Source organism: Sedimentibacter sp. zth1 (assembly GCF_017352195.1).
Classification (GTDB): Bacteria; Bacillota; Clostridia; order Tissierellales; family Sedimentibacteraceae; genus UBA1535.
The window spans coordinates 2,700,172-2,713,796 of record NZ_CP071445.1 but is presented as its reverse complement, the minus strand read 5'-3'; the positions used below and the strand labels follow the sequence as shown (position 1 = coordinate 2,713,796).

Here is a 13,625-nt window from a genome sequence, read left to right as displayed (position 1 = left end):
ACTATAAGTTTGTTATAATATAGTGTAAAGTATAAACGCAAACTAAATTTGAGGAAGGTAATATTATGGCTTCATTTAAAATCGGACTTGACATAGGTTCGACAACTGTTAAAATTGCTATTCTTGATGGAAATAATAATATTGTTCATAAAGAATATAAAAGACATTATTCGGATATTAAAAGTACTGTTTTAGAAATAATTAATAATTCTAAAGTACATTTAAAAAATAAAGAAATAAGAATTACCCTTACCGGGTCAGGGGCAGTTGATGTTGCAAAATTTTTTGATATAACATTTGTTCAAGAAGTTGTTGCATGTACTAGAGCAGTTGAAGAGTATATACCTGAAACTGATGTAGCTATTGAACTTGGTGGTGAAGACGCTAAAATAACATACTTTAAAGGTAACCTAGAGCAAAGAATGAATGGTTCATGTGCCGGTGGCACTGGTGCTTTCATTGATCAAATGGCTATACTTTTAAAAACTGACGCAAATGGATTAAATGAGTTATCTAAATCTCATAAAGTTATTTATCCTATAGCATCTAGATGTGGAGTGTTTGCAAAAACCGACATACAGCCACTATTAAACGAAGGTGCAAGGCAAGAAGATATTGCAGCTTCTATATTTCAAGCTGTTGTGAACCAAACAATAAGCGGATTAGCTCAAGGAAGACCTATAAAAGGCAATATCGCTTTTCTAGGCGGACCACTATACTTTTTACCAGAACTAAGAAAAAGATTTATAGAAACACTAAATCTAAAGGACAATGAAATTATTTGTCCAGAATATGCAAACTATTATGTAGCATTCGGAGCAGCTTTATGTGCAGAAGAAGTTGAAGAAACAAGCTTCAACGATTTTTACGAAAAAACAAAAGCTAATGCTACAAATTCTAATAATTTAGATAAGCAAACATTAAATCCTTTGTTCAGTGATAAAAAGGACTATGATGAATTTATTAATAGACATAATAAAAACAAGGCTAAAACTAAGTCAATCAATTCCTATAATGGTAAAGCATATTTAGGAATTGATGCAGGTAGCACTACAACAAAAATCGTATTGATAACTGAGCATGGAGAAATTTTATATACATATTATGGAAGCAACGAAGGAAATCCGTTGAAATCTACCATAAATGCCCTAAAAGATATGCATACTAAATTGCATGATGGTATCAAAGTTTGTTACTCTACAGTTACAGGATATGGTGAACACTTAATTAAAGCAGCTTTAAAGGTTGATTTAGGTGAAATTGAAACTATTGCACACTATAAAGCAGCTAATTTCTTTCTAAATGATGTTAATTTTATTCTTGATATTGGTGGACAAGATATGAAATGCATGCGTGTAAAGAATGGTGTCATTGATTCTATCATGCTTAATGAAGCATGTTCATCTGGTTGCGGTTCATTTATTGAAACATTTGCGAAATCACTTAATATGAGTGTAAAAGACTTTGCTCAAGAAGGAACTCTTTCTAAAAACCCAGTAGACTTAGGAACAAGATGTACTGTTTTTATGAACTCAAAGGTTAAACAAGCACAAAGAGAAGGTGCTACATTAAAAGACATATCTGCTGGTATTTCTTTTTCAGTTATAAAGAATGCTTTATTCAAAGTAATTAGACTTAAAAACTCTGATTCATTAGGAGAAAAAGTAGTTGTTCAAGGTGGTACATTCTACAATAATACTGTTTTAAGAGCTTTCGAAATAATAACTGGTAAACAAGCTATAAGACCTGATATTGCAGGACTCATGGGTGCTTTTGGTGCTGCTATTGTTGCAAAAGAAAAATATAGAGATAATTTTACTTCTACACTTATTAACTTGTCAGAGTTGGAATCATTTACATTCGAAACAACTATGGAAAGGTGCGGAAAATGCGGAAACAACTGTTTACTAACAGTTAACAAATTTCCTGATCAAAGTTACTACATTTCTGGAAATAGATGTGAACGTGGTGCGGAAAAATACATACATATTGAAAAGAAAAAAGAAATACCTAATCTTTATAAATATAAATATAAAAGATTATTTGATTATACTCCTTTATCAATGAATAATGCCCCAAGAGGAATTATTGGAATCCCTAGAGTTTTAAATATTTATGAGGATTATCCATTTTGGTTTACTTTCTTTACCAATTTAGGTTATAGAGTTGTTTTATCAGGTAAATCTACAAGAAAAATATATGAATTAGGAATGGAAAGCATACCATCTGAATCAGTTTGCTATCCAGGAAAAATATCACACGGACACGTTATGGACTTAATAAATAAGAAAATCACTAAAATTTTTTACCCATGTATTTCTTATGCTATTCAAGAAGATAAGGAAGCAGGAAATCATTACAATTGTCCAGTTGTAACATCATATCCAGAAACAATTAGTGCTAATGTTGATATGAGTGATATAACATTTTATAAGCCATTTTTAAATTTAAATGAAAAAGATAGAGTTATAATTAACCTAACTAAAACATTTAAAAATGAAAATATCTCTGAAGATGAAATAACTAATGCAGTTAATAAAGCTTATGATGAGCTTAATAATTATAAACAAGATGTTGTTAATGAAGGTAACAAAGCACTGGAATATATAGAAAAAAACAACTGTAAAGGTATTGTATTGTGCGGAAGACCATATCACATTGATCCTGAAATTAATCATGGAATACCTGAAATGATTGAAAGCTATGGATTGGTAGTTTTAAGCGAAGATAGTATTAGAGAAAAAGCACATATTCAAAGACCACTTAGAGTAATTGACCAATGGACATATCATACTAGACTTTATGCTGCTGCTTCATTTGTTACTAAATCGCAGAATCTAGAATTAATCCAACTCAACTCATTTGGTTGTGGATTAGATGCTGTTACTACAGACCAAGTAAATGAAATACTTGAAGAAAACAATAAAATATACACACTAATAAAAATTGATGAAATAAATAACTTAGGTGCTATCCGTATTAGAATTAGGTCACTTATTGCATCTATTGCAGATAGAAAAAATAAACATATTGAAAATATTGACAAAAAACAAGTTAAACCTAAAGCTATTTTTACAAAAGAAATGAGAAAAACTCATACTATATTGGTTCCTCAAATGTCACCAATACATTTTCAATTTGTAAATACAGCTGCGAAAAAATCAGGTTATAATTTTGAAGTTCTTCCATCAGTTGATAGAGATGCTATAAATGAAGGATTGAAATATGTAAATAATGATGCATGCTATCCATCAATAATAGTTACTGGTCAAATGATTAATGCCATTAAATCAGGCAAATATGATTTGCATAATACATCATTATTGATTTCTCAAACCGGTGGTGGTTGTAGAGCAACAAATTACATTGCATTTATCAGAAAAGCACTTTCTGACATGGGATTAGATTATATACCTGTTATTTCTGCAAATTTGGTTGGACTTGACAAACAACCTGGTTTTAAGTTTACTATACCATTTATTAACAGAATGATTTTAGGTATTGTAATTGGTGATTTACTTATGAGAGTTACATACAGAACAAGACCATACGAAGTTGTTAAAGGCTCTGTAAATAAGTTATATGACTCATGGGTAATAAAATGTAATAAGGTTGTAGAAAGTGGTTCATTTGCTGCTTATAAAAAAGCCGTAAGTGGAATTGTTAAAGATTTTAGTGAAATAGCAATCAACGAAAATATAGTAAAACCTCGTGTAGGAGTTGTAGGAGAAATTCTTGTTAAGTTCCATCCTACCGCAAACAATAATGTTTATGGACTATTGGAAGATGAAGGTGCTGAAGTTATAGTTCCAGATTTAATTGATTTTGCTTTATACAGTGCACTTAATGGTGTTATAAAATATGATAATAATATATATGGAACAAAAAAAGCTCGTACTAAAAACAATTTGGCTTTAAAAGCAATTGAAATGTACAAACGTCCACTTGTCAAGGAGCTTTCCAAATCAGATAGATTTACTACTCCTTCTTCTATAGAAGAGATAGCAGGTAAAGCTAAAAACTTTTTATCATTGTGTAACCAATGTGGTGAAGGTTGGCTATTAACTGGAGAGATGTTAGAGCTACTTGATAGTGGTGTTGATAACATACTTTGCTTACAACCATTTGCTTGTTTACCTAATCATATAACAGGAAAAGGTATGATTAAAAAGCTAAAAGATAATTATTCAAAATCAAACATAGTTGCAATCGACTATGATGCTGGTTCAAGTGAAGTTAATCAAATTAATAGAATTAAACTTATGCTTACTACAGCAAGAAGGACTCTAAAGAAAAAAGCTACCGAAGAAGCTTAAAGAAAACATAAATATATATTAAAAGCTGTGCAATAAAATTTGCACAGCTTTTAATTTGGGTTCTATAATAAATGTGAGGTTATGAAAAATAATTTCATCTTCTCTGCATTTTTTTATTTACATAAAAGTCACTTACGATTCAATATTAACTATTAGAGTAACACATATTATCTTTAAAATCTCCATTAAGTTTTAAAAATTATACAAGAAATAAACTTGTCCACATCACAATCTAAATCTTTACAAAACTAAATATATTTAAATTAATTTTCATAATACATATCATATTTTTCAAATACATAATCAATATACTCCTGTTTCATATCTTCAAAGGATTTTTGATAATATATGTAAAAATCTGCAAAATCATTAAACACTGATACATATTTGTCAATGCCATAATTAGATATTAAATAGTTGGTAAATAGTGGTCCGAAACTATAATTATAAATATACTCGTTTTCTAATATAATTTTACCATCTTGTCTGTAATTTACATAAAAAACAATTTCCCAAAAACTAATAACATCAATATTAGAAACATCTTTACCGTAGTACTGACTATATATTTGATATAAGTCTTTAAATGGATACTCTTTAGAATTTATACTTTCTGTCAAATGTTTCAAATCCTCTATTCTTCGATAGTTACTATATTTATAAGCACAATATTGCGCTATTCCATCCGTTATAATTTCATCTGTCTTTATTCTGTCTATTTTAAATGTAACTGCATGAGTATACTCATGTATATAGTCCATTAAGTTTGTACAGTCTATTCTTGTAAATTTATATTCTGACCTATGATTATTAGGTAATTTGAAGTTGTTAAAAAAAGTTATATTCTCTTTGGCATCCATTTTAGTATACTCTCCGGGCCAGAAGTCTCTTACATCCTTCATCTCTTTCTCAAAGGTACGTATACATTCTTTCACATTTTGATATGTTCCTTTATATCCTGTTATACCTGTATTTTCATCCTTAAATTCTCTATGAAAGCAGTATGTCATCCACTCTGTTACTATTGCCACTGGATAATGCTTATCACCATATATCTCATATCTGACAGGCAATGTTTCATCCTGTAATGCTATATTGCAATCTATGTTTTTTAACCATTCATCGCAATATTTTTTGTATTCCTTATCAAAGTCAAGTGTTAACTCCGATGAACTTAATAAAAGCTCTTTAAGCTTGTCCTCTCCATGCTTTTCAGATATATATTTTACAAATTCTTTTGCTATATATTTTGTCTTTTCTATATCTTCTTCTTTGTAATATTCTGTTATAAATACAGGTAATGTTAAATCCATAACCTCTGTATTTTTTTCTATAAATGTTGATATATCTGAATTTTCTATAATCTCCTGCTTACTTGCAATTGTATTTAATTCATCTTCAATAGACTTTGAAATTCCATATATTAAGCCATAATTGCACTTTGTATCGGTTAATTTAAACATAGTCTGAATTATAAAGTCTTCTATACAACTGCTTTCTTCATCTAATTTAAGGTATACATTACCTTTTTCAATATGGTTATAGAAATCAAGGCTTATATAATACTCTGGAATTTCAGTTAAGTTATATTTTTCTACTAAATAATTTATAACCATATACGTATCAGATACATATTTTATTCTTTTATCCATTTCAACTGTACTGTCAAACCAGTATGTTATATTATCAGTATTAAATGATTCAAAAGTCATATCTCTCCATTTTGTGTCTTCAATCTTATCAATTGGGTCATACATAACATATTTTGATTCAGATTCTTCTTGTACTTCAATCTTTTCAGCAGTGTATGGTAAATCTTCTTTGCCACAAGCACTAAACACTAATGTTGATATAATTAATATTAAAAGTATTAGTTTTTTCATATTTTTTCTCCTATTACATATTGATATTTTGTCTTTTATTATATTTTAATTTTTTTACATTTTACCATGATGTTTTTGGAAAATTTTAACAACAAATTTCTATTCTATGTTTTCTACGAATTAACGTAATGCCCTTTGGTCAAGGTTTTTTAATTATTATATAAAATTATTATAATCATATTAATTATCCCGTAATTTAATAGATTGTTTATTTTTATAGCATTTCGTAAAATTTATACATTTTGATTTCCTTTTGAAATTAACATTTACATCAATATTAACTAAATCATAATAATACATGTTTAAATCAAAAGCTTTTGAAGGTTATTTAGTACTCTTTCATTTTTTAAACAACCACAATATGGAGTATTAATATTTTTTAATTTATTATAACTATATAAAATACATCCTCCGTTACATACGTATCTAAAATCACATTTTTTACATTCTTCTATAGTATATATCCCCCTATTAAGTATTGCTTTAACTGCATCAATATCAATAGACATATTATTTATAAAATCTCCAACTACTCCAACATTATCATCTGTCTTTGTACACCAATATATATTTTTATCAGTTGAAAAGACTAGCACTAAACCTTTTTCCCAGATACAACGACAAAACCTATAATTAGGTTTTTCATTTATTTTTCTAATAATGTTATTCTCTAATAAAACCAAGCTCTTGAAATCCTCTAAAATAATATTATTATACATTTTTTGTATTTTTCCCAACTTTCTATAACAATCAATAAACTTATCTATACTATAGAAACTAGTATCTATATCCACGTCACTACAAAAATTAGATATAGGAGAAAAAACAAGTTTTATTTTATTCAATATATTATTTTGTTCCAAATCATTAATAAAGTTTTCTATATTATTTACATTTTCTATATTAATTAAAGAATGAATTATAATATTTATATTATTTTCTATCGCTAATTTTATTCCATCTACTATTCTTTCATATGCATTTATATTTTGTCCATTTAGTGATAAATTTGATATTATGTTGTTATTACCATCAAGACTTACCTGTATTTCTGCTATTCTAGTATATGGCAAATCATAAAAAAGTTTAGATAAGTTAAAACCATTTGTTAACAAAACCAGCTTTGCATCTTTAAATGTATTTGCTATTTCCCATATTATTGGTATGTTGTTCTCTAATATAGATTCTCCACCAGCAATTACTACTCTATTGATTTTATATTTATAATTATTTTTTTTAACATATTCCTCACAGACTTTCCTAATATTTTTTATATCTTTAATTTCCAATCTACGATTTTTTGAAGAATATTTTTTTTGATAACAGTATACACAATTAAAATTACATTCATCTGTTATATCTATCTGTATAGATTCAGAAATGTTATAATTAATATCTTTAATTTTTTGTTTTCTTATTTCATTCATTTTTTTATCAAATAACTCTATAATTTCGTCACTTAATATCTGTCTTTCATTAATCAAATTATCATACAGAGTTTTTTCTTTATAGCTAAAATGTGATTCATTATTTTTTAATTTTGTATATATAGAAATTAGCAAATCTAACTCACCATATGAAATAAATTTTCTTCTGAATGTTATTAAGTTCATTATTAAAACTTTTTCTTTATATTTGATAATAATATTTTTTAAAATAACCATTTTTCATTCTCCATAATTTTTTTATCTATTAACCTTATTACAATACAAAAGCTTTTATATTGAATATAAAAGCTTTTGTACAATTAATTAGTTTTTTGACCACCACGTACAAACGGGATTGGTGCCAATTGTTCCACCATTATGATGAGTACAATCTAGAACTATTACAGGATCATCAATACCATCTGTCTCGATTTCTTCATCTTTCCAAATTAAACTAGTTAATGTCTCCATTCTTATACCTCCTTAACAATTTTGATTTAGAAAATAATATATTTCAAAATAATATATTTCAGATAATATATTATAAATCTACTATTTAAATATTAATATTTTTTGACTACTTTTTCTCTACCTCATAAAAGTTATTATAGATTTTAGGAATATTTACATACAACTCTTTCATAATTTGACTGCAATTAGGTCTTAAGCAATTATCATCTTCTTTTAATACATTCCCACAACCTCCACCACACAAAAAAGCAAGTTTACAGTCTTTACACTCTTTTATAGTTTCAATATTTCGATTTAGAAAGCTATTTTCTTTTAGTTTATATTCAGGGTAATATGTTCCCACAGCCTTTTTAGTATCACCTACTGCAATTAAACATGTATATATATTTCCTTCTGCATCATAATACCTATTATTCTCTTCTGCACCACAATTACAATATTTGGGATATATTTTCCCTGATTTCAATAACAATGCTTTAATTAAAGGCGATGCTGTGTTTAATATAATATTTTTATTTATATTTAAAGACTTATCATTACCACTTTCTAAATCTTTCTTATTCCAATAAATTTTATCTTCAACCTCTATCCTTTCTTTTTCTTCAAGTTGATAAATAGGCTGCAATTCAAACTTTAATAAGTCTGTCCATTTATATTTATTTAACATTTCTTCTCTTAATTTTAAGCAACTGTCTACATTGTCATTAGAGATATTCATTCTTATTTTAATTGAAATGTTATTTTTTAGGCATAAATCAATACCTTCCATTATTTTATCAAATGTTTGACCACCATTTTTCAATATTCTTGTCTTATTATGTATATTTGAATCTCCGTCTAATGTGACTTGTATAAATTCAACTTTGATATTTATTAAAACATCCATATATTCTTTTAAATAATACCCATTTGTAAATGCATAATATGTTGCATTAGGAGCCTTTGAAATAATGTATTTGATAATATCTATATTACTAAGCAGTAATGGCTCTCCGCCAAAAAAGTTTATTTTTTCTATATTTTTATGCATTTCAAATACTCTATCTACCATTTCTTTTGTAATAACTTTAATACGATTTTTATTATCACCTTCATAACAATATGGACATTTAAAATTACAATTATATGTTAATATAAATGTAACTGAATTTATGTTTTTCATATTTTCTATGTGTTTTGATCGCAACTTTGTTAACAGCGCATTTTTTTGCTGTTCTTCTTCCTCTTCACTTGCTAAATATTTTGACTTGGATAAAAATTCATACAATTTTATTTCATCATCAGATTTTGGAACAATATTATCTTCTTCAATCCATTTATCTATTATATTTGAATATTTATTTTCTACAACATTTACGGCACCATATATTGTATTAATTATTAAATATTTATTATCCTTTGTTTTCAAGTCTATTTTAACCATATATTTTGTTAGTTTCATTTTTACCCCCATAGTTAACAATTATATTTTTATTATTTATATTTACTAAAGTATCATAATCATTTAAATATTCACTATTATGTGTTGCCACTATTACTATTTTATTTTTGCAATATTTATTTATTAAATCATTAAAATGAATTTTGAATTCATTATCTGTATTTGCAAGAGGTTCGTCAAAGAGGATAACTGATGTATTTCTTAATATGCACCTTATTAATTGTATTTTTTTCTTCTGTCCTGCTGATAAATTAAAATCCTCAGTTATATACGTTTCAAACTGATTTGGCATATTTAAAATATCATCAAGTATTGAAAATTCAGAACATATTTCCATCAATTTTTTATCGTCTATATTTTCAGTTTCCTTTGACATTAAAAGATTCTGTTTAATTGTCATTTCATACATTATAGGTATCTGGCTTACATATGTTATATTCTTAACTATACTTGTGAATTTGATTTGATTAACATTTACATCATTAAATTTAATTTTTCCACCATTTGCGTCATAAATATTAGCAATTAAATTTAGCAGAGATGTTTTTCCACACCCATTTTGACCTATTAATTTTACTATGTTATTTGAATTAATATTCAATGACTGTTTATTGAATATTGTGTTACCTTTTTTTACTAATACCACATCATCTATTTTTATATTTTCAACATTATCAACATCTATTAATTCTAATTCATTTTTACTTATACCTATTTTACATTTGTCTAAAAAACAGTTTACTCTTTCAGCTGAAACTACTTGTTGTTGCAGATTTGCATTCATTGTCGTTATCGAAAACAATGAACTTGTAAATATTTTGGAATATGACAAATATGCTATAAACATGCCAACTTGTATTTTATCATTTGTAATAAAATATACCCCTAAAAAAAGAAATACCATATTACCAATAAAACTTATTAAACTAGATAAAATTGAATTATTTAATTTTAAATTATCACAATATATTGATTTTATATTGAATATTTTTGTTTTCTCTTCAAACTGTTTGAGTATTGTTCTTATTGAATTGCTATATTTTATATCATTCATATTCATTACATTTTTATTAATTATGCCAACTAAGTTGTCTGTATCTTTATATATTTCTTTACTAATTTTATTTATTTTTGCAGCATACTTTTTATTAATAAATATAATTAATGGAAAAGCTAATACTACAATTACTGATAATACAAAATTAATTTTCATTATTATAAAACCTACAACTATTACGTTAAGAACATCTTTAATATAACTACATATTGTATATACATAATCTCTAGCAGTTAGAGAATCATTGTACATTATAGACATTAGCTTGTCCATTGCATAGTCATTTAAAATTGTTTGTCTGGATGTTAAAGTACATTTCATTAATTTACGTTTGATATCAATTGCAACATTTTTTTTAATTTTTATATCTACTTTACTGCCAATATACATGAAAAACATACCTATTAAATAAAACCCTATAATATATAGTAAATTTAATATCATACCATTTTTGTCCATCGCATATAAAGATGTAACAAATTTTGCATAAATTATTGGTTGTATTATAGAAATAGCCAATCTCAATAAAATGCATAAATTTGAGAATATAAACTGCCATTTATACATAACAAAATGCTGTAAGCAACATCTAAACACCTTAATTATTTTTATCATATAACCTCTAATTCTAATAAAATATTTTTTCTAATTCTGCGTTTACAATTTTCAGATCATCAAGACTTAAGTTTTGTAAAGGAATAGATAATATCCTTTTCATCTTTTTACTTTTTATATTATTAAAATCACAATTTCTAAACTTTTCTCTTAATTTTTTCAATAGTTTCACATATTCATTTTTATAATAAGTATTCATTAAATTTGCTACTTTCAATAAATTATCCATTATTTTAACATTATCATTTATATATATCATATTTGACTTAGTATAAATTCCACTATCTTCTAAATATTGTAGTAAATTATTATCTTGTAACTCTATTTGCACACTATCTGAGTTATATTTATATTTAGCTCTATCTCTATGTGATAACCCATATCTTAAATTCTTTACATATGCTTTATACTTTTTAGTCAAATTATTTTTTACTTTTTCTTTATCAAGGCTACTTTTGCTAATGTTTGTAGAAACAACATAGCTAGGTATTTCATTCATTGCTTGCTCATCAGCACTTACAAAAATTGTTGGTATTTTATAATAGGCTAATAAATTAATAAATACTTCTATTTCTCCAACAATTCTTTCTCCTAAAAACACATTTTTTATCTCATCTCTAAATGAATGTGCCAAAACACCAATACCACTTTTCGCATGTAATCCTGTTAACATTGCATAGTCATATTTTATTTTAAAATCAATATTCCAATAACATTTTATAAAATTTACTGTTGGATACAATGAATATAGTTCAGAAGTTGTTTCTCCATTGTCATGTATATCACAAAAATATATTTCAAATTCATCATTACTAATTAACTCATCAAGTAATAATTTTATTTCTGTTTCCATATAACTTTTGCATTTATCCTTGTCAGACATATCGTAAATACCTATTATTCCTTCCATGTCTGCTAATATAAGTATATTTTCCTTCATTTTATTGCCTTCCCTTTATATAACTTATAAAAAGTGTTTCTATTATAGTAATTTTGGCAGATTATTTAAAATTTTTTCATTTTTAAAGCAGCCACAATATGGAGTATTAATATTTTTTGATTTACTATAACTATATAAAATACATCCTCCATTGCATACATATCTAAAGTCACATTTTTTACATTCTTCTATGTTATATATTCCCCTATTAAGTATTGTTTTCACTTTATCAGAATCAATATATATACTATCTCCAAATTCACCAACGACACCAACTGTATCATCTGTCTTAGCACACCAATATATTCTTCTATCAGCACCAAATACTAACACTAAGCCTGTGTCCCAGTTACAACGACAAAAACCGTAAGTAGGCTTTAGGTTAAGTTCCCTTAGAAGTAGATTCTCTAAAGGTGATAAACACTTAAAGTTCTGCATAATAATATTATTATATTTCTTTGTAATTTCACCTATTTTTTTATAACAAGTAATAAATTCATTTTCATCATAGAAATTAGTATCTATTTCTATTTCACTACAAAAGCTAAATATAGGAGTAAAAACAAGTCTTACTTTACTTAATATATTGTTTTTCTCCAAATTTTTTATAAAATTTTCAATATTATTTGCATTTTCTAAATTAATCATAGAATTTATTGTAATATTTATATTATTTTCTAATGCTAGTTTAATTCCATTTATTATTCTGTCATAAACATTTACGTTTTTCCCATTTAATGATAAATTTGATATTATATTATTATCACCATCAAGGCTTACTTGCATTTTTTCTATTCTTGATAATGGTAAATCAAAAAAGAATTTTGATAAATTGAAACCATTTGTTAATAGCTCAAGCTTAGCTTCCTTAAATGTATTTGCTATTTCCCAAATTATTGGTATATTACTCTCTAAAATGGATTCTCCACCACTAATTATCACTTTGCTTATTTGATATTTATAATTATTATTTTTAACATATTCTTCACAAACTTTTCTAATATTTTTAATATCAACAATTTTTAATTTTCTATTATTTAAAGAATATTTTTTTTGGTAACAATAGTCACAATTAAAATTACATTCTTCTGTAATATTTATTTGTATAGATTCACCAATATTATAATCAATATCTTTTATTTTTTGCTTTCTAATTTCATTCATTTGCTTATCAAATGATTCTATTATTTCCTCATTTAATATTTGTTTCTCATTAATCAAATTATTATATAAAGTTTTTTCTTCATTACTAAAACTTGTTTCATTGTTTTTTAATTTTGTATCTATAGAAATGAGTAAATCCAATTCATCATATGAAATAAATTTTCTTCTAAATGATATTAAATTCATTATTAGAACTTTATCTTCAAATTTAATTATTATATTTTTTAATATAACCATTTTTATATCTCCCTGGTATAATAGTAAGTATTATTTCAAATAAATATAAAAGCTTTTATATTTAATATAAAAGC

8 protein-coding genes are annotated in these 13,625 nt (G+C 25.7%); 1 reads left to right on the top strand and 7 read right to left on the bottom strand.

Going from position 1 to position 13,625, the window contains the following annotated elements; translation table 11 throughout:
• Positions 1–65 precede the first annotated feature (65 nt).
• Positions 66–4,316 (top strand): 2-hydroxyacyl-CoA dehydratase, encoded by a 4,251-nt coding sequence (locus JYG23_RS12950; protein WP_207236105.1) that lies wholly within the window; start codon positions 66–68, stop codon positions 4,314–4,316.
• Positions 4,317–4,579: 263 nt separating this feature from the next.
• On the opposite strand, the gene JYG23_RS12945 is transcribed toward JYG23_RS12950, so the two are convergent.
• The 7 genes from JYG23_RS12945 to JYG23_RS12915 all read right to left on the bottom strand — a co-directional run bounded on the left by JYG23_RS12945 (position 4,580) and on the right by JYG23_RS12915 (position 13,551).
• Positions 4,580–6,199 (bottom strand): hypothetical protein, encoded by a 1,620-nt coding sequence (locus JYG23_RS12945; protein ID WP_207236104.1) that lies wholly within the window; start codon positions 6,197–6,199, stop codon positions 4,580–4,582.
• Between the two features lie 302 nt (positions 6,200–6,501).
• On the bottom strand, positions 6,502–7,863 hold the full coding sequence (locus JYG23_RS12940) for a radical SAM/SPASM domain-containing protein (protein ID WP_207236103.1): 1,362 nt from the start codon (positions 7,861–7,863) through the stop codon (positions 6,502–6,504).
• A gap of 87 nt (positions 7,864–7,950) precedes the next feature.
• Positions 7,951–8,097: a hypothetical protein gene (locus tag JYG23_RS12935; protein WP_207236102.1), complete on the bottom strand. Its 147-nt coding sequence runs from the start codon at positions 8,095–8,097 to the stop codon at positions 7,951–7,953.
• A 106-nt stretch (positions 8,098–8,203) separates the two neighbouring features.
• Positions 8,204–9,538, bottom strand: coding sequence for a radical SAM/SPASM domain-containing protein (locus JYG23_RS12930; protein ID WP_207236101.1), 1,335 nt, complete (start codon positions 9,536–9,538; stop codon positions 8,204–8,206).
• Positions 9,513–11,210 carry an ABC transporter ATP-binding protein gene (locus JYG23_RS12925; protein ID WP_207236100.1) on the bottom strand — a complete coding sequence of 566 codons (1,698 nt, stop codon included), beginning with the start codon at positions 11,208–11,210 and terminating at the stop codon, positions 9,513–9,515. The genes JYG23_RS12930 and JYG23_RS12925 overlap by 26 nt, the downstream gene beginning before the upstream one ends.
• 13 nt (positions 11,211–11,223) lie before the next feature.
• A complete protein-coding gene (locus JYG23_RS12920) occupies positions 11,224–12,150 on the bottom strand; it encodes a M55 family metallopeptidase (protein ID WP_207236099.1) in 927 nt (308 codons plus the stop codon).
• Positions 12,151–12,192: 42 nt separating this feature from the next.
• Positions 12,193–13,551 (bottom strand): radical SAM/SPASM domain-containing protein, encoded by a 1,359-nt coding sequence (locus JYG23_RS12915; RefSeq protein ID WP_207236098.1) that lies wholly within the window; start codon positions 13,549–13,551, stop codon positions 12,193–12,195.
• Positions 13,552–13,625: the final 74 nt, after the last annotated feature.